The sequence below is a fragment of the Cetobacterium sp. genome (assembly GCF_977044495.1).
In genome coordinates this window covers 1-19501 of record NZ_CDRRQU010000041.1, presented here as the reverse complement: position 1 = coordinate 19501, position 19501 = coordinate 1, and the positions used below count along the sequence as shown (strand labels likewise).

The 19501-nt window shown below is 31.1% G+C and carries 18 protein-coding genes; 11 read left to right on the top strand and 7 right to left on the bottom strand.

The features are described 5' to 3' along the window. Positions 1-14: 14 nt before the first annotated feature. From ACWI69_RS09590 to ACWI69_RS09575, 4 genes are all read left to right on the top strand, one after another. Positions 15-1160 carry an acyl-CoA dehydrogenase gene (locus ACWI69_RS09590; RefSeq protein WP_448821620.1) on the top strand — a complete coding sequence of 382 codons (1146 nt, stop codon included), beginning with the start codon at positions 15-17 and terminating at the stop codon, positions 1158-1160. 19 nt (positions 1161-1179) lie between these two features. Then, on the top strand, positions 1180-1965 hold the full coding sequence (locus ACWI69_RS09585; RefSeq protein ID WP_448821619.1) for an electron transfer flavoprotein subunit beta: 786 nt from the start codon (positions 1180-1182) through the stop codon (positions 1963-1965). Between the two features lie 22 nt (positions 1966-1987). Beyond that, a complete protein-coding gene (locus ACWI69_RS09580) occupies positions 1988-2995 on the top strand; it encodes an electron transfer flavoprotein subunit alpha/FixB family protein (protein WP_448821618.1) in 1008 nt (335 codons plus the stop codon). Positions 2996-3074: 79 nt separating this feature from the next. Further along, positions 3075-4457 (top strand): short-chain fatty acid transporter, encoded by a 1383-nt coding sequence (locus ACWI69_RS09575; RefSeq protein WP_448821617.1) that lies wholly within the window; start codon positions 3075-3077, stop codon positions 4455-4457. 44 nt (positions 4458-4501) lie between these two features. On the opposite strand, the gene ACWI69_RS09570 is transcribed toward ACWI69_RS09575, so the two are convergent. Further along, a complete protein-coding gene (locus ACWI69_RS09570; RefSeq protein WP_448821616.1) occupies positions 4502-5830 on the bottom strand; it encodes an APC family permease in 1329 nt (442 codons plus the stop codon). A gap of 164 nt (positions 5831-5994) precedes the next feature. On the opposite strand from ACWI69_RS09570, the gene ACWI69_RS09565 reads away from it, so the two are divergent. Beyond that, entirely contained in the window at positions 5995-6147 is a 153-nt protein-coding gene (locus ACWI69_RS09565; protein ID WP_448821615.1) for a hypothetical protein, read from the top strand. 26 nt (positions 6148-6173) lie between these two features. Here the strand turns inward: ACWI69_RS09565 and ACWI69_RS09560 are convergent, their stop codons facing one another. Beyond that, positions 6174-7019, bottom strand: coding sequence for a MurR/RpiR family transcriptional regulator (locus ACWI69_RS09560; RefSeq protein WP_448821614.1), 846 nt, complete (start codon positions 7017-7019; stop codon positions 6174-6176). Positions 7020-7037: 18 nt separating this feature from the next. Continuing rightward, positions 7038-9389, bottom strand: coding sequence for an aminotransferase class I/II-fold pyridoxal phosphate-dependent enzyme (locus ACWI69_RS09555; protein ID WP_448821613.1), 2352 nt, complete (start codon positions 9387-9389; stop codon positions 7038-7040). A gap of 157 nt (positions 9390-9546) precedes the next feature. On the opposite strand from ACWI69_RS09555, the gene ACWI69_RS09550 reads away from it, so the two are divergent. The 4 genes from ACWI69_RS09550 to ACWI69_RS09535 all read left to right on the top strand — a co-directional run bounded on the left by ACWI69_RS09550 (position 9547) and on the right by ACWI69_RS09535 (position 11551). Then, on the top strand, positions 9547-10140 hold the full coding sequence (locus ACWI69_RS09550) for a DJ-1/PfpI family protein (protein ID WP_448821612.1): 594 nt from the start codon (positions 9547-9549) through the stop codon (positions 10138-10140). A 95-nt stretch (positions 10141-10235) separates the two neighbouring features. Further along, the gene (locus tag ACWI69_RS09545) at positions 10236-10721 is read left to right on the top strand and encodes an FKBP-type peptidyl-prolyl cis-trans isomerase (RefSeq protein ID WP_448821611.1); all 486 of its coding nucleotides are present in this window, start codon (positions 10236-10238) and stop codon (positions 10719-10721) included. A 32-nt stretch (positions 10722-10753) separates the two neighbouring features. Further along, positions 10754-11182: a ribose 5-phosphate isomerase B gene (gene rpiB / locus ACWI69_RS09540; protein ID WP_448821610.1), complete on the top strand. Its 429-nt coding sequence runs from the start codon at positions 10754-10756 to the stop codon at positions 11180-11182. A gap of 24 nt (positions 11183-11206) precedes the next feature. After that, positions 11207-11551 (top strand): histidine triad nucleotide-binding protein, encoded by a 345-nt coding sequence (locus ACWI69_RS09535; RefSeq protein WP_448821609.1) that lies wholly within the window; start codon positions 11207-11209, stop codon positions 11549-11551. Positions 11552-11587: 36 nt separating this feature from the next. Here the strand turns inward: ACWI69_RS09535 and ACWI69_RS09530 are convergent, their stop codons facing one another. Continuing rightward, the gene (locus tag ACWI69_RS09530; protein ID WP_448821608.1) at positions 11588-14050 is read right to left on the bottom strand and encodes an AMP-binding protein; all 2463 of its coding nucleotides are present in this window, start codon (positions 14048-14050) and stop codon (positions 11588-11590) included. 125 nt (positions 14051-14175) lie between these two features. Continuing rightward, on the bottom strand, positions 14176-16686 hold the full coding sequence (locus ACWI69_RS09525; protein ID WP_448821607.1) for an AMP-binding protein: 2511 nt from the start codon (positions 16684-16686) through the stop codon (positions 14176-14178). A gap of 140 nt (positions 16687-16826) precedes the next feature. Between ACWI69_RS09525 and ACWI69_RS09520 the strand changes: the two genes are divergently transcribed. Then, entirely contained in the window at positions 16827-17405 is a 579-nt protein-coding gene (locus tag ACWI69_RS09520; RefSeq protein ID WP_448821606.1) for a nitroreductase family protein, read from the top strand. Positions 17406-17414: 9 nt separating this feature from the next. Beyond that, complete coding sequence (locus ACWI69_RS09515) at positions 17415-18092, top strand: SIMPL domain-containing protein (protein WP_448821605.1); 678 nt, start codon at positions 17415-17417, stop codon at positions 18090-18092. 31 nt (positions 18093-18123) lie between these two features. Here the strand turns inward: ACWI69_RS09515 and ACWI69_RS09510 are convergent, their stop codons facing one another. Both ACWI69_RS09510 and ACWI69_RS09505 read right to left on the bottom strand, forming a co-directional pair. Continuing rightward, the gene (locus ACWI69_RS09510) at positions 18124-18591 is read right to left on the bottom strand and encodes a DUF2628 domain-containing protein (protein WP_448821604.1); all 468 of its coding nucleotides are present in this window, start codon (positions 18589-18591) and stop codon (positions 18124-18126) included. Positions 18592-18615: 24 nt separating this feature from the next. Then, on the bottom strand, positions 18616-19501 hold an 886-nt coding region (locus tag ACWI69_RS09505; RefSeq protein WP_448821603.1), incomplete at its 5' end, for a sterol carrier protein domain-containing protein.

Here is a 19501-nt window from a genome sequence, read left to right as displayed (position 1 = left end):
TTAGGAGGAAATAAATGGATTTTACATTAACTAAATCGCAAGAACTTTTTAAGCAAATGATAACAGCTTTTGCTGAAAATGAAGTTAAACCTCTTGCTGCTGAAATTGATGAGGAAGAGAGATTCCCAGTTGAAACTGTTGAAAAAATGAGTAAAGCTGGTCTCATGGGAATTGTTATCCCCACTCAATACGGTGGTGCTGGTGGGGACCAAATTATGTACACTATGGCTGTTGAAGAGCTTTCAAAAGTTTGTGGAACTACTGGTGTTATTCTTTCTGCTCACACTTCTTTAGGAGTTGCTCCTATTTTAGAATTTGGAACCGAGGAACAAAAACAAAAATATCTTCCTAAAATGGCTTCCGGTGAATGGATTGGTGCTTTTGGTTTAACTGAACCAAATGCCGGTACTGATGCAGCTGGTCAGCAAACTACCGCTTGGTTTGATGAAAACACTAATGAATGGGTACTAAATGGCTCTAAAATATTTATAACAAATGCTGGGTATGCCCATGTCTATATCATATTTGCTATGACTGATAAATCTGCTGGTCTAAAAGGGATTTCCACTTTTATAGTTGAAGCTGACTCTCCTGGATTTTCTGTGGGTAAAAAAGAGAAAAAACTTGGAATCAAAGGCTCTGCTACTTGTGAGTTAATATTTGAAGATTGTAGAATTCCGAAAGAAAATTTAATTGGTGCTTTAGGAAAAGGATTTAAAATCGCTATGATGACTCTTGATGGTGGAAGAATTGGAATTGCTGCTCAAGCGCTTGGTATTGCTGTTGGTGCTTTAGATGAAACTATTAAATATATAAAAGAGAGAAAACAATTTGGAAAAACTATAGCTCAGTTTCAAAATACACAGTTTCAAATTGCTGATATGTATGCAAAAATTGAAGCTAGTAAACTCCTAGTTTACAAAGCTGCTTGGAAAAAATCTAAAAAGGAGAGTTACTCTGTTGAAGCTGCCACAGCAAAGCTATTTGCTGCTGAAACAGCTATGGAGGTAACTGTAAAAGCTGTTCAACTTCATGGAGGCTATGGATATACAAGAGAGTATCCGGTTGAAAGAATGATGAGAGATGCCAAAATTACCGAGATTTATGAAGGAACTTCCGAAGTTCAAAGAATGGTTATTGCAGCATCATTACTAAAATAAATTGGGAGGATTAAACAGAATGAAAATAGTTGTGTGTATAAAACAAGTACCTGATACTACGGAGATTAGATTAGACCCTGTTAAAGGAACTCTTATTAGAGATGGAGTACCAAGTATTATAAATCCAGATGATAAAGCTGGATTAGAGGAAGCATTAAAATTAAAAGATAAATTTGGTGCACACGTTACTGCTATAACAATGGGACCTCCACAAGCTGATTCAGCTTTGAGAGAAGCTATTGCTATGGGTGTTGATAGAGCGATACTTTTAACTGATAGAAAGTTTGCTGGAGCTGATACATTAGCTACATCTTACGCGATATCAGCAGCTTTAAAAGAGTTAGATTATGATTTGATTATCGCTGGAAGACAAGCGATAGATGGAGACACTGCACAGGTTGGTCCTCAAATAGCTGAGTTTTTAAATCTCCCACAAATTACATATGTAAATGATATTAAATTTGATGGAAAGGATACATTTGAAGTAAAAAGAGCTACTGAAGATGGGTATATGTTACTTCAAGTTCAAATACCATGTTTAATGACAATTTTAGCTGAAGCGAATAAACCTAGGTATATGAATGTAAAAAATATAGTGGAAGCCTATAATAAAGAGGTTGAAGTTTGGGGAGTAGACAGACTATCCGGTATTAATGAGGAAAAATTAGGACTTAAAGGGTCTCCAACAAAGGTTAAAAAATCATTTACTAAAGGTATTAAAGCAGTTGGACAGCTCTATGAAGTTGACCCTCAAGAAGCAGCAAAAATCATTATTGAAAAACTAAAGGAAAAATTTATAATCTAAAATTTTAAAGAAGGAGTGTATCATGAATTTAAATGAATATAGAGGGATCCTTGTTTTTGCTGAGCAAAGAGAGGGAGTACTACAAAATGTTGGATTAGAGTTAATCGGTAAAGGAAAGGAGTTAGCTAAGTCACTTAATGAAAAAGTTGTGGTAGTTCTTTTAGGATATAATATTCAAAATTTAGCTAAAGATTTAGTTGCCTACGGTGCAGATGAAGTCATAGTTATAGATTCAAAAGAGTTAGCAATTTATGATACTGAAGCTTATACTCAAGCATTTTCAGCCGTTATCAACGAAAGAAAACCTGAAATTGTATTAATAGGGGCAACTACACTGGGAAGAGATTTAGGACCTAGAATTTCATCTAGAATCGAAACGGGACTGACAGCTGATTGTACAATGTTAGAAATTGGAGAAAATAGAGAATTTCTAATGACAAGACCAGCTTTTGGTGGAAACTTAATGGCTACAATCATATGTCCTGACCATAGACCTCAGATGTCAACAGTTAGACCAGGGGTTATGATGAGATTAGCAAAAGATGAAAATAGAGAGGGAAAAATCACAGAGTTTAAAGTTAATTTTGACCATTCAAAAATGAAAGTTAAAGTTTTAAATATAATAAAAGAAGCAAAAGCAAAAGTAGATATTACAGAAGCTAAAATACTAGTTTCTGGAGGAAGAGGAGTTGGAGCTCAAGGTGGATTTGACAATTTAGAACTTCTTGCTAATGAGCTTGGTGGAGTAGCAGCAGCCTCTAGAGCACTGGTTGATGCTGGAATAGTTAATCATGACAGACAAGTTGGACAAACAGGAAAAACAGTTAGACCTGATGTTTATTTTGCGTTTGGAATATCTGGAGCAATACAGCATTTAGCTGGAATGGAAGAGTCAGAATATATAATAGCTATAAATAAAGACAAGGCGGCACCTATTTTTGGAGTAGCAGATTTAGGATTAGTAACTGATCTGGGAAAAACAGCAACTTACTTAGTTGAAGAGATTAAAAAAGTTAAAGCTGAAAAATAACCCTTAAAAGTTATCAATTTAAAGCAAAGGATATTTTCTTTCCTTTGCTTTTTTAAATAAAATATTGGAGGTTTAAGTGTTGAATAAAACAATAAATAATAAACAATTTAATATTTTCGAAAAATTTACCCAACTTTGTGTTACAATAATGCAAAAATATCTCCCTGATGCTTTTCTTTTCGCAGCTATTCTTACATTTATCGTTTTTATTGCCGCAAGTTTCCTAACTAAACAATCACCTTTCCAAATTGCTATGCACTGGGGAAATGGTGTTTGGTCTCTCCTAGCTTTTTCTATGCAAATGGTTATGGTTCTTGTCACAGGTTATACCTTAGCAACAGCCCCATTTTTTAAAAAAATTTTGAATAGTCTTTCCAACTTACCAAAATCTCCAGTACAATCTATTATTTACGTCACTTTTATATCTGGATTAGCTTGTATTTTGAACTGGGGATTTGGGCTTGTTATCGGTGCTATCTACGCTAAAGAGATAGCTAAAAAAGTAAGCGGTGTAGACTATCGTCTTCTTATTGCCTCTGTCTACTCTGGATTTTTACTGTGGCATGGTGGAATTTCAGGTTCAATTCCTCTCACTCTAGCTTCTGGAAATTTATCTAAGGCTACAGCAGGAGCTTTAGATAAAGGAATTACTACTTCTCAAACCTTATTTTCATCTTATAATTTAATTATTCTTTTGGTTTTACTATTTACACTCCCTCTATTAAATGCTGCTATGCATCCTAAAAACAAAAAAGATGTTTTTCAAGTTAATCCAGCTCTTTTGGAGGATGATATTTCGCCTGTAACTTTTGATAAAACAGAGATGACTCCCGCAGATAAAATCGAAAATAGTCCCATTGTCAATATTCTTATTGGAATTCTTGGATATACATATATAATTGGATATTTTTTTCAAAAAGGTTTTGATTTGAATCTCAATATTGTAAATATGATATTTTTAGTTACTGCTATAATCGCTCATAAGACTCCCAAAAATTTACTATTAGCTTTTGGGAATGCTTGTAAAGGAGCAGCGGGAATCATATTACAATTCCCTTTTTATGCTGGCATCATGGGAATGATGATCGGAGCAAACAGTGACGGTGCTTCTTTAGCCGGAATTATATCACAAAGTTTTATAAGTTCATCTACAGCTCTTTCATTCCCAAGTTTAACCTTTTTAAGTGCTGGAATTGTTAACTTTTTTGTTCCATCTGGAGGCGGGCAATGGGCTGTTCAAGCTCCTATTATGATGCCTGCAAGTGTAGAACTTGGAGTTTCTGCGGCGAGGACAGGAATGGCTATAGCTTGGGGAGATGCATGGACCAATATGATTCAACCTTTCTGGGCTCTTCCTGCTCTAGGAATCGCTAAACTAGGTGCAAAAGATATTATGGGGTATGGCGTTATTATCACAATTTACTCTGGAATTATTATTATGTTAGGTTTAACATTTATATAAAATAAAAAGGGGGTCGCTTTCTAGCAACCCCTCTTAATTTTTTATTAATTTTCTCTATAGACAAAAAGCCCCGTCAATGTCAGTACCACTGATATTGCCATATATGTTGGATTAGCTATAGCTGCATAGATAAATATTGATGCTCCTCCTAGCAATGCAAGTATTGGCACTACTGGATAAAATGGAACTTTAAATGGTCTTTCTAAATTTGGTTCATTTTTTCTTAAAATAAATAACCCTAAAAATACCAAACAATAGAATAACCAAAATAATGCTACTGGAATATCTCCATATACATCAGGGTCTCCAGTTATAATCATTGCAACTAAAAAGAAAACCGATAATAGGTACATAACCACAGAAGAATTTATTGGTTGTCTATGCTTATCATCTATTTTGGCGAAAAACTCTTTCTTTGGCAAATGTCCTTCTATTGCTAAAGTATACGGTATCCTCGTCGATGCCAAGGTCATACCATTCAATCCTCCAAAAGCTGATATCATGATTCCCAAGAATATAAATTTAGCTCCCATTGGTCCAAATAATTTTGTTGCTACTCCAAACATTCCAACTTTTACAATCTCCTCTGCTGGGAATACATTTAACAATGCTAAATTTAATGCCACATAAAATATTGCTATGAATCCCAATCCTAAAATAATTGCCTTAGGGAGATCTTTTTTTACATTTTTTAAATCTCCTGCAATTGTTCCAACATATATCCAACCATCAAAAGCAAACATAATTGGTACTAAAGCTAATCCCAATAAAACTAATGGTGATGAAGATGTGGCTTCTTTTGTCACCTCTGTCATATAAAATATTTCAGATGGATTATTATCGGATAAAAAACCGAATATAGTTATTAATAAAAGTGGAACAATCTTAGCAGCTGTAGCCAATGTCTGGATCTTTCCACCAACATTTTTTGTAAATATATTTATTGCAAATAAAAAAGATATTGCTATAAATGCTGTTACAGCTAAAAATGTCGTATTAGTTGACTCTATATTTAAAAAATTTCCTGTGAAGACTGCAAAGTAATATGCAATCAATCCTATTAAGGCTGGAAAATATATTATTAGCTGAGCCCATCCAACTAAAAAAGCTATTCTTTTACCATAAATTTTCTTAATCCACGCAATCATTCCACCTGTTTCAGGTATAGCTGCTCCAACTTCTGCTGCTGTAAGTCCTGATAATATCGATATAACACCCCCAAGTATCCAAGCTGCAATAGCAATCTTTGGATTCATATTAGCTGCCAATAAAATTTGACCAGCTTTAAAGAAAATTCCAATTCCGATAACAATTCCTACAACCATTGAAAAAGCAACTGAAAAACCATATCTTTTTTCTAAATTTTCACTCATTTTTTTCTCCTTGTTAATGTATTCCATTTTTTAGTATTTCTCTATTCAATCGAAAACACTTTTTGATTAGACATTCTATCATAATTCATCTGTCAAAACAAGTATTTTTTATTTCTTGCATAAATAGAAAAAGTGGTATATAATTACTTTTGTAAATAAAAGGGGTGAATAAAAGAAAAATGTTAGAAAAAAAAAGAACTAATAATAACTCTATAGTAGATTATTCAGCAAAGTTCTACTTATTTCCTTTACTTTTAATTGGTCTTATATTGAGAAATTTAGATAATCTATTCTTAAAGTTAAAATATCAAAGATAAAAAAAAGAGAGCTTCGGCTCTCTTTTTTATCTTTGATAGATGTTAAATCTATCCGTTATTTTCTTTAGTTTATCTAATTTTTCAATACTTTCTTCTTTATTTTGCTTTCCAAATTTTAAAAGTAATGCATTTAAAATTATTATTCCAGGAACAAAAGTATATGCTTTTCCTCCATTCTTGGTTGTGATTACTAAATCAGATATATTACCTAATACAGAATCTCTTTTATCAGTCATAGTAATTATTCTATTTCCTTGCTCTTTAAAAAATTCAGTTACTTGACAAGTAAAGTTTGTATATGGATGAAATGATATTGTGAATAACACGTCATCTGGACTTGAATATAAAAGCTTATCTGTAAAATCAGATGCTCCTGATATCATTAGTTCTACATCCTCTCTCAACTCTTTTAGCATAAAATATAAGTAATATGCTAAAGCATATGATCCTCTTGCACCTAGTATATATAATTTTCTGCTAGTTTTTATCATATCCATAGCTTTTTCCAGTTGCTCCTCTATGGCCACAGTATCTATTTCCTCTAAAAGTTCTATGTTAGTAGTTATAATTTCCGCTAAAATCCCATCTCCCGACATTGAGTCAATCTCTTCTCTAAACTCTTTCATTTGAGAAGTGGATATCTCAACATCCTTTTGAAAAACTCTTTGAAAGTCTGGATAACCTTTAAAACCTAAACTTTTAGAAAATCTCGTTATTGTAGCTGGACTCGTTCCTGTCTCTTTAGCTAACTCATTTATTGAAATAAATGACACTATACTCTGATTGTGTTTTATAAAGTCTACAATTTTTTTAAAACTTTTACTATATGTTGAATAACTTTGCTCTAAATTAGCTAATACCGCCTTCTTCATCTCACACCTCTATATCCCCTATACGTTTGGATTTAATACAAACTCCGTTAAATCATTTACAAAATTCATAGTTTTTTCATTTTTATCATTTACTGGATTGTATTCTACTATATCTACTGATGTTATAGAGTAATTTTTAAATAAAAATCTAAATGTTTTGAACATTTCTTCTGGAGTGAATCCATTTCTAACTGGTGTACTTACCCCTGGAGCGAACTCTGGATCAACTGAATCCACATCAAAACTTATATGGATATTATCGATTTTTAAGTAGTCTTTTATCTCGTCTAAAACATTATCTAATCCTTTATGAACAACTTCATCGTAAGGAATTACTTTTACTCCCAACTCTTCAATAACATCTCTTTCTTTTACATCCAAGTCCCTTGCCCCTAAAATCACAACATTTTTGCTGTCAATCTTAGCTCCTTCATAGAAACAATTTACTAAATCCCTATCTCCAGCTCCTTGTAAAAGTGCTAATGGCATTCCATGAATATTTCCCGACATTGTTGTTTCATCAGTATTCATATCTCCGTGAGCATCAATCCATATTACTCCAACTTCTTTTTCTAACGCTACCCCTGATATTGATCCAAGTGCTATCGAGTGATCTCCACCAATAGTTATTGGTCTATATCCATCTCTTACAGCTTCATTTACTGCAACTGCTAACTTTTCACAAGTATTAAGTATTGTATTTTTATATTTTAATGACCATTCATTAAAATTCTCTCTTTGCTTTTCAATATCTATATAAGTCATTTCACCGAATGTATCTGGGAAATATTCCTCTAAAACTTCCGGTCCAAATTCAATACCTGCTTTATTCGCTCCTAGGTTCATAGGTACAGCAAACATTTTATTTTTCATTTTTTCAGTATATAAATATACTGCATCCTCTTCTTCTATAATTTTAATATATTCTAATTCTGAATCTTCCATTCCTTGGACATGAAGTTTTGCTGCCTTTAAATTTTGAATATACATTATTATATCTTTCGTTATTCTTTCTCCTGGATAAATAACTGGAATACCTGGTGGATATGCCATAATCATTTCAGCACAAATTTTTCCTTCACTTTCTAAAAACTTAATTCTATTATTTTCACTATAAAAAGCCTCTCTTGGAATTAAAATAGATTCTGGTATAGTTGGCATCTTTCCAACTGATTCACCAATTTTCTTTCCTTTACCAAAAAATCTTTTACTAATGTCTTTTAATGCTTCAAGTAATTTACCTGTACTTATCTCATCATCCCCTAATGTAATCAATCCCAATACATTATAGAAATCTGATAGTTCAACTTGAATATTATAATCATCAATAAGTAAAGTTTCCAATTCAAATCCTGTCAATCCCAATTCTCTCGCTGATATAGAAAGTTTTGTCTCATCAAAATCATGTATTCCATATCTTCCCACAATCTCTTTTCCAAAAGAAAAAATCCCTGGAATTTTATTGATTTCTGCTCTCAAATCTCTCGCTAATTTTAAAGTCTTTGTTAATAACTCTCTTCCTTCAGTAGCTATCTGTCTTCTCGCACAATCTAGCGATGCCATCAATGGGTACGAAGGGGATGTAGTATGTAAAATACTCAGTATTTGCTGTATTCTATTTACATCTACTCTTGTTGAATTTACATGTAGCATTGACATCTGTGTCATTGCTCCAATTATTTTATGAGTACTTTGACAGCAAATATCCGCTCCTGCATCTATTGCTGATATTGGTAATTCCTCATGGAAGTGTAAGTGAGCCCCATGTGCCTCATCAACTATTAAAGGAATATCATAACTATGAACTATATCTGCAATCTTTTTGATATCAGTTGCTGCTCCATAATATGTTGGATTAATGATTAATACAGCTTTTGCATCTGGATTCTGTTTAAGCATATTTTCAACAACTTCTGGTCTGACTCCATGAGCTATCCCCAATTCATCATCTACTTCAGGATTCATATATACCGGAACTGATCCACTCAATATAATTCCACCAGAAACCGATTTATGTACATTTCTAGGGACTAATATTTTCTCTCCTGGTTTTACTACAGACATAATCATAGCTTGAATCGCTCCTGATGTTCCATTCACAGCAAAAAAGGTTTTCTTTACTCCATAAGCGTCAGCTGCTAACTCTTGTGCTTCTTTTATACAACTCTTTGGATTATGTAATCCATCAACCATTTTAAAAATAGTTACATCAATTGAGAAAGGATTTGGTCCCATAAAGTCATAAAACTCTTTATCCATTCCCTTTCCTCTCTTATGCCCTGGAACATGGAAAGGAATTATATCTCTTTTCGCGTATACGTCCTTCAGTGTCGAGAATATGGGTGTTTGATATTGATTTAATTTAGTCATCTTACCTCCTTATTTAATAAATTTTGTTCTTAAAAATGATATCAAAAAGTTATAAAATAATATATAATTTACATTATTAATTTCTTTTAAAATACGAGATATTGTAGAGCTTTTTGGAAATTAAGTCAACCATTTTTTGAAAGGGAGTACAAAATTTATGCAAAAAATTTTAATCTTTGTATCTAACGGCTTTGAAAACCTTGAGTTATCACCATTTATTGATGTTTTTGGTTGGAATAATATTGTTGGAGATAGAAAAATTTTCCCCACAGTTTGTGCTATTCATGATAAAGTTAACGCTACTTGGAATTTAAAAATTATCCCTGAAGTCAATATATCAAAAACTCATATTGATTTAGATGAATTTTATGCTTTGATAATACCTGGTGGATTTGGTCACGCCGGATTCTTTATTGATATTCAATCAGAAACCTTAAATTCCTTGTTAAATCATTTTATTTCGAATAAAAAAATTATAATTGGAATTTGTACAGGAGCTTTAGCAATTGGAATTCATGGATATTTGAAAAATATTCCTGCTACTACCTATCTTTTAGATAATGAAAGATATTTCAAACAGCTAGAAAAATATGGTGCTATTCCTATTAAGGAAGATATTGTAATATCTGATAATATTATCACTTCTTCAGGACCTGCCACTGCCATCAATTTAGCTTTTTACCTCTTAGAAAAATTAACAACCAAAGAAAATTGTCTTGTGGTTAGAAAAAATATGAGTTTTTTTAAATAATTTAAGATTTTTAATGAAATTTCTTGTATTTTATGTTATGCTTTAAAGTGTCAAATAACCCTATTTTATATAGGGATTTTAGTGAGGTGTTTTATATGAAGATAGAAGAAGGAAAAGTAGTAACACTTGAATTTAAGGTTTACGACAAAAACAACGGAGAACTTTTAGAGGATACACAAGAGGTAGGACCATTTTTCTATATCCATGGATTTGGAAATTTTGTTCCAGCTATTGAAGAGGCTTTGGAAGGGAAAGAGAAAGGATATACTACTACTATTGAATTAACTCCAGAAGAAGGATACGGAGAATATGACGAGGAGTTAATCGTTGATATGGAAAAATCTGAATTTGTTGAGTTTGACGATATCTATGAAGGACTTGACTTTATTGCTGACATGGATGATGGTTCTGAGCAATCATTTATTATCACAAAAATTGAAGATGATGTTGTTACAGCTGATGGAAATCATCCATTTGCAGGTAAAGATTTAAAATTTGAAGTTACAGTTTCCAATGTTAGAGACGCTACAGAAGAGGAAATTGAACATGGACATCCTCACTTCGATGGTTTTGAAGACTAATTACCACTATAAGAATTAAGGAGTACAAATAGATGAAAATAGCTTTAGGTGCAGATCATGGTGGATTTGCTTTAAAAGAAATTGTTAAGAAACACTTAGAAAATAAAGGATTTGAAGTTTTAGATAAAGGATGTTATTCTGCTGAATCAGTTGATTATCCAATTTACGCAAAAGATGTCGCTAATTCTATCCTTAAAAAAGAAGCAGATTACGGTATTCTTATCTGTGGTACTGGAATCGGAATTTCAATTGCAGCAAATAGATTTAAAGGAATAAGAGCGGCTTTATGTTCAAATACTACTATGGCTAAATTGACTAGAGAGCATAACAATGCTAATATTCTTGCACTTGGTGCAAGAATTATCGGAGATGTTTTAGCTCTTGAAATTGTAGATGAATTCTTAAAAACTGAATTTTTAGGTGGAAGACATTTAACAAGAATCCAAGCTATCGAACTTTAATCTTCTTTAAAGGAGTAAAATATAATGGCTACTATATTTACTAAAATTATAAATAGAGAAATTCCAGCTAATATCGTTTTTGAAAATGATAAAGTCATAGCTTTTAAGGACATAAATCCTCAAGCCCCAATTCATATTTTAGTTGTTCCTAAAAAGGAGATTCCAACTCTGAATGATATAACTGCTGAGGACTCTGAATATTTAACTGCTATGTACTTAGCTATTAAGAATATCGCTGAAGACTTGCATATTTCTAAAGATGGATATAGAGTGATTACAAATTGTAACACTCATGGAGGACAGGAGGTGTTTCACTTACATTTTCACCTTCTAGGTGGACAACCTCTTGGTGCTATGCTTTCAATTTAACAGCGTAAAAAAGGTTGCTTTTTCAGCAACCTTTTTTTATTTCTTATCTACCCATTTTTTTATTTCAACAAAATTATTTTTTACAATCTCTTCAACTGACATTGTTTTTGTAGAAATCTTAGGAAAAAATTTGATTTTTACTGTTCCAGCCTTTGGTATTTTTCTATGAGCTGGGAATAGATTAAATGCTCCTTTTATTCCAAAAGGAACTATATCTGCATCCAATTCTTTAGCTAGTATTCCATAGAATTTTTTAAATTCTTTCATCTCTCCATCTCTACTTCTTGTTCCCTCAGGAAATATAACTATATTTTTTCCTTGTCTTAAAGCTGTTGCTGCACTCTGTAATGTTTCTGCTAAATTTTTATTGATATCAATTAAAATAATATTTGAATTTTCTCCTAAATAACTCATAACTCCTTTTCTAAAATGTATCACTTTTGCTAAAAAATATGTATTGTTCAAAGTTCTATTGTCCATACTTTGAGTCACTATAAAACCGTCTAAAAAACTTTGATGGTTTCCTATGAATACTGTTGGGTTCGTCACTTTAGAATTTTCTAACCCTTCCTTCTCTATTTTTATGTACAATGAAAATAATGGCTTAAATAATAACTTTACTATTTTCCCTATATAATTAGACTTTGGTAACTCTTCAAAATTATCTTTCTCTAATATCTTTTTCCAATCTATATCTTTTACTTCCAAACTTGTCGCATTTTCCCTTAAGTATTCTGCAATCTTAAGAACTGTTGGGTTTTCTATTAAAATTTCCTCAGTTAAAGTAACACCAAAACTACTTTCGATAAAACTCACAAATTCAACTAAATCTAAAGAGTCTAATCCTAAGTCTAATTCTAAATGTGCTGTTGATAAAACTTTTTTTCCCTTCAAATTAATTAAATAATCTGAAATAATTCTATATTCTTCAAACTTTGGAGTATTTTCCTCTTTTTCTTCCTCCATCTTTCCATCTAAAAGACTTGGAACCATAAATCTTCTTATCTTCCCTATCTTTGTCTTTGGTAACTCCTGTTGTATTATCTTTAAATCTAAAATCTTTTTATAGTTTGGTGTAGAACTGTTATATTTATCTATTACTCCGGCTTTTAAAGTTTCCACTATATTAGTAACTCTGTGTTCTTTTACCTTTGTAAAGTTAGGATAAATTACCGCCGTAAGTAAAGTGTTGTACTCTATTACAACCATTTCTTCTATCAAGTCTGTTTTGGATAAAATGAACTGTTCAATTTCTACAGGATTTATATTTTTTCCATTAGATAAAACTATCATCTCTTTCTTTCTTCCTGTGATAAATAGATAATCATTTTTTAATTCACCCAAATCTCCCGTATGAAACCATCCTTCCGAATCTATAACTTCTGCCGTAGCTTCAGGTTTATTATAATAACCTTTCATTAAATTTCTACCCTTGGCTAAAATCTCTCCATCTTCCGCTATTTTTACTTGAACTCCATCCATTATTTTTCCGGCTGATCCAGGTACTACTTGATTTATTGGTGTAAAAGAAATCATTGGTGCTGTCTCTGTAAGCCCATACCCTTCACACACATCTATTCCTAAAGTTTTGAAATCTCTTGAAACTTCAGGATTCAATTTTGATCCTCCCGACACAAAAAATCTTATATTTCCTCCAAACCCCTCATGAACTTTTTTAAATATTTTTTTACTTAATTCTTTATTATCAAGTTTTTCACACATTTTGAATAAAGTTTTTATAACTTTATTTGAATTTATTTTTTCCATTATTTTTTTATGAAGCATTTCCCACAGTCTTGGTACTCCTATCATCATAGTTATTTTATAGTTTTTTAAAGCATCTACCATTGCTTGTGATGATAACTCTTTTAAAAAAGCTATTGTCGCTCCCTGTTGTAAAGGTACTATTCCAGATCCTAAAAGTGGAAATATATGGTGCATCGGTAATAGTGCTAAAACTCTATCTGTTGATTCGTACATTTTATACTTATTCAATCCTTCTATGTTCACCAAAATGTTATCAAATGTTAGCATTACTCCCTTTGGACTTCCAGTTGTTCCTGATGTATATAAAATTAAAGCTATAGCCTCTTTATTTGGAGCATAAATTACTCCCTCTTTATCAGCTTTTGATAAATCTATTTTATCAACATTTAAAACTGTGGTCTTTACTCCTGAGATATCAATCGCCTCTTTAGCTATATCATAAGTACTATTTGAAACAAATATATATTTAGGGGTACAATCCTCTATAAAATATTCAAACTCTGAAACTTTCGAAGCTGAATCTAAGCAAACACACGTTCCCTTTTTATCCCAGATTCCCAAAAAAGCATACAATAATTCTGGTCTATTCTCCATGAATATTACTGCCTTCTCTTCTTTTTCCAATTCTAAAAGTGATGCATACTCTTTAGCACCAGCAATCAATTCTTTATATGAATACTCTTTCCCCTCATAAAATATTGCTGTTTTATTGTGATCTTTTACAAATTCCAATTTTTCCTCCCAAATTATTACAGGTGTTTTTTTAATCATCAAATGATTATAGCATAATTGCGTTATTATTTCAATATTATGAAATAAGTAAAAAGCTGGCATATCAAAATATCCCAGCTCCTTTTTTAGTTATTTATATTTTTTTCTATCGAGTCCCTAGTTACTTTTACAATATCCTCTACCGATCTGTTTTCAGGCAAAACCTTGTCAAGAATTGTGATACTCATTTTCCCAGATTTTGGAACCCCTTTTCCGTATGGCATCAAATCATAAGCTCCTTTTATTGCGAATGGAACAACTGGAATCTCCAGCTCTTTTGATAATATCGCAAATGTTTTTTTGAAATCTTGCAACTCTCCATCTCTAGTTCTCGCGCCTTCTGGAAATATAACTAGATTTTTTCCTTCTTTTAAAACTTTAGCCGCTATCTGTAATGTTTCTTTCAAATTTTTATTGACATCTATTAAAATAATATTTCCATTCTCTGCCAAATGTTTTTTTATTTTACCTTCAAAGTGTATATTTACTGCTAAAAAATATGTATTTTTTAATAAATCTTTTGGCAATGCCTGTCCAAATGCAAAAGCATCTAACATACTTTGATGGTTTCCTACATATATAACAGGTGATGTTTTATCTAATCTATCTATATTTTTTTCTAATTTTATATACTGACTAAACAAAGGTTTTAATATTGTAGTTATCGGAACAGTATATTTTGAAGTAGGCATTTTTAAATCAACTGGTTCTTCAAATATTTTTTTCCAATTAATCTCTTTTTCTTCAAACTTTCCACCTTTTTCTCTCACATACTGACAAAGAGCTTCTACCGTTTTTATTCTTGAGAAATCTTCTTCTGAAATATCAACTCTGAATGTATTTTGAATAAATGCAATTATTTCTACTATATCTAGCGAATCTAATCCCAAGTCAATCTCTAAATGTGACTCAGGAATTATTTCTATCTCATCATGAAGAGTTTCAATAAATTTTGAAATTGCTTTAAACTCTTGCGTATTAATCTCTTTAGATGTAGAGACTCTTTTTTCGCTCTCTTTTTCTGATACCATTCCCTCTTGAGATTCTTTAGCGAAATTATTACCCTTTATTAAATCTTTTAACATAAATCTTCTAAGTTTTCCAAGTTTTGTTTTTGGTAACTCCTCTTTCACTATAACAATATCTAATATTTTTTTATATTTTGGTGCTGTTATATTATATTTATCTATAACTTCCCATTTTATAGCTTCCTTAGCATTAGCAATTTTTTTCTCTTCCAACACTTTAAAATCAGGATAGATAATTGCTATTAAGTGTTTTTCATCCTCTGTTACAGCTACTTCTTGAATTAAATTTGTTCCTTTTATAATTTCAGCTTCAATGTCTGATGGATTAATATTTTTACCATTTGATAAAACTATCATCTCTTTTTTTCTACCAATTATTTTTAGATGATCTCCGTCAAACTCTCCTAAATCTCCCGTATGAAACCATCCTTCACTATCTATTGCTTCAGCTGTTGCTTCAGGTTTATTGTAATATCCTTTCATAACATTTCGACCTTTAACAACAATTTCTCCATCCTCTTCCAATTTAACTTTAATCCCTGGTAACGGAGTCCCAACAGTTCCGGGCACAATATTGTTAGGTCTATTAAAAGCTATAATCGGTGACGTCTCTGTCAGACCATATCCCTCTAGCATATCAAATCCAAACGTGTTGAAATCCTCACATATTTCTTGATCTAACTTAGCACCACCCGAAACTAAAAATCTTATATTTCCTCCAAATGCAGTTTGAATCTTTTTAAAAATAATTCTGTTTAAAGGCATTATATTTAAAGTTTTACATATGTTGAAAAGTTTAAAGCTCAAAGTATTTTCTTTAATCTTTCCCTTAATTCCTTTATGAAACATCTCCCAAACTCTTGGAACACCTATCACAATAGTTATTTTATATTTTTGCAAACTTCTCTTTATAGCTTCTGATGATAATTCATCCAAAATAACAACTAAACATCCAAATCTTAATGGTAGTAATACTGTAAGGACTAGTGGTAATATATGATGAAATGGTAACAGTGCTAATAACCTATCGTTGGAAGTTGCCATATTTATCTCCTCTATAGCGTCTACATTAGACATTATATTGTCAAAAGTCAGCATTACTCCTTTAGGATTTCCAGTTGTTCCAGATGTATATAACATGACTGCTACCGCATCCTTTTCCAAGTATTCAATTCCTACATTTTCAATATCTATCTCTTTTGTTATATCTATCTCATCAACATTTAATATACATATATCTGAATTTGTATTTTCTTTTGCTTTTTTTACAAGCTCTATATTTTCATTGGAAGTAATTATATATTTAGGATAAGAGTCTTTAAAAACATACATCAACTGATCTACGTTATAGCTAGCATCTAAATTTGTACAAGTTCCCTTCTTATCCCATATCCCTAATACAGCTCCCATATATTCTGGTCTATTTTCCATAAAAATAGCTACTCTGTCTTCTTTTTCTATTTTCATCAAACTTGAGTATATTTTTGCCATCTTTATAAGCTCATAGTATGAGTATTCTTTATCTTTATAAACTACTGCAGCCTTCTTTCTGTCATATATAAAATTCATGAAATTTCCCTCCCTACTTTGTAAAAATAATAACTTATTTTATAATAACTTTCAAAAATTGTCTACTTTTTCCTCTTAAGGCGTTGACTTTTTAGTATTTATAAAGTAGTATTATCTTAAAATATTTGAGGAGGTTTTTTATGTTAAACGAACTGCTAATCAAGACTCGCTCTCACAGAACTTTCGATTCTACAGAAATTGAAATTGAAACTTTAGAAGATTTGGTCAATGCTGCCCATCTAGGTGGATCCGCTAAAAATAGTCAAACGCTTAGATATACCCTTGTTGCATCACAAGCTTTATGTCATAAAATTTTTCCACATACAGCTTGGGCGGGAGCTATCCCTTGGAGTCCAACTTCAGAAGAGGGTCCCAAAGCATATATTCTTATCAGTACTCTCAAAGAAAATCTATTGTCACCTATAACTTTAGGTATTGATCTTGGAATTGCATGCCAAAATATTCTTTTAAAAGCCACCGAACTAGGTTTTAGTGGATGTTTAATTGGAGCTTTCAATAAATTAGATATTTCACAAACTCTTGATTTAGATACGAACACTTATACCCCTCAAATTCTAATAGCCTTAGGAAAATCGACTGATAAAGTTGTTTTAACTAAGGGTAATATTGACAATTTAAAGTATCATAGAGATGTGGAGAATAATACACACTATGTACCTAAACTTTCTCTAGAGACTTTAATTTTGAAAAAATTCTAGGAGGATTTTATGAAAAAAACAATTGGAACTTTACTTCTTTTAACTTCAGCCTTTACTTTAGCTGATGAAACACCTACAATCTCCGTCACTGGGACAGGAACTGTGTCTGGAAAGCCTGATACTTTTAGTATAGTTGCTACTGTTGAGACAGCAAACAAAAATTCACAAACAGCTATTAGCGAAAATGTGAATATAGTTAATAAAGCTATCGATTTACTTAAACAAAATGGTTTAAAAGAAAATAATATAAAAACTGAAAATTACTCTCTAAATTATAGAAATGATTATAATGTAAAAGATGGGGAGATGAAATATTTTGTTAGAAATCAAATTCTAATTACTAGCAATGATTTAGAAAAAGCTGGTATTGTTCTTACTGCCCTTAACAATGGTGGAGTCAATAACATTGGAGAGATTAGCTTCTTTATTGCCGATAAAAAGGAACTTGAGGATAAAGCATATAAATTAGCTTATGAGAATGCCAAATACAAGGCTTCTTTAATTGCAGGTATGGATAATTTCAAGATTTCTCCAAAGAATATTAACTTAAATTATTCAATACCTAGACCTATACCTTTTATGTTAAACTCCTCACTTAAAGCTGACGATACTCCAATTCCTTTGACAGTTCCAAATGATATTGATATCACTGCAAGTATGAATGTAATTTTCTATATGAAAAAATAGATAAAAAAACAGCTGAAAAATTCAGCTGTTTTTAAATTTGATAAGTAACTCTTAAATAAAAATCTAATAACACTTGAAACACAATTGCTATCGATATTATTATTACCACTCCTAGTATACTTGTTCCACAATCATTATTTTCAGGTTCGAAATTACGTCTTTCAAGAACTTTTTCTGCCTTTATAAAATAAAAATCATTAGCTTTAAAACCAATATACACTCTAATAACTAATGCTATAATTGTTCCAGCCATAAAAAATTTAGTTTTTAATAAAAATAAAATTGTTATTACATTTATCGCAATATGTAAAATTAAAAGTGCAACTGCACTCTTATACATTTTTCTATAAGCAAACCACAGTGTTTCAAATAGAAATGCTGCAAAATTAAATTTAATTTTCCCGCTTTTCCAACTTTCTAAGTAATATTCCGAATTTTTTCTTATAAAGTCTTCTAAACTTCCTGAATGTTTCTCGACATACTCCAATCTACTTCCCATGGTCCCTCCTTAACTATCTATATTTTAAAAATCTTGATTAAAGTAGTTTATCCTTCTCATAAATATTCTACTTAAGATTTGTTCAATATCCTTATTTTTTATATAAAAACTTTCTATTTTTTTTAAAGATTTATAATCTCTAAAACCATAAACTAGTGTTGTTAAATCTTTTATGCTTAAACTTAAATCAAATTCTCCCTCAATCTTTTTGACTTCACATTTATTAATTTTAAAAATTCCTGTATTTTTCTCTATATATCGATCTTGTATATATATTTTAAGCTCTTCGCCTTCTTTTAACTCTTTACTTATTCTTTTTAAGGCTTTCTCCACACATACTATTCTAGCTTGAACTTTATTTTCTATATTCTTTTCCACCGTTCTTTCACTATTTAAATAATCCTCTAAATATACATTTTCAGGTAAAATAATTTCAATTTTTTTATAATAATCTTTATATCCATATAAAATGGATAACATTCCTTCTAAAGAACTCTTATCTTTAAATAAAAGTTCTTTTACATATATATTTTTAGGTTTTATAAGACTCATATACCCATTTATTTTTCCTAAAATATCATAACTGATATAAACTGATCCGTTTTCCGCAAAGACTTCTGATAATATTTTTCTATAATCCTCTTCTTCTCTTGCTACTTTTATATAATACTCTTTAGAAACCTCTTTATAAAACTCTTTTAATTTTATTAAAAGAGTTTGTTCATAATTTTCGTTTTGTATTCTTTCAATTCTAAACTCTTTTTTTAAATCACTCAATGCAGAAAAGTCTAATTTATACTTTGAAAGCATTGAAATATAGGAAAATCCAAATCTTTCATATATTTTTTTGTCAATTGGAACTAAGTATATAAATTCTTCACCATACCTATAAGCTTCACTTAAGCTTTCT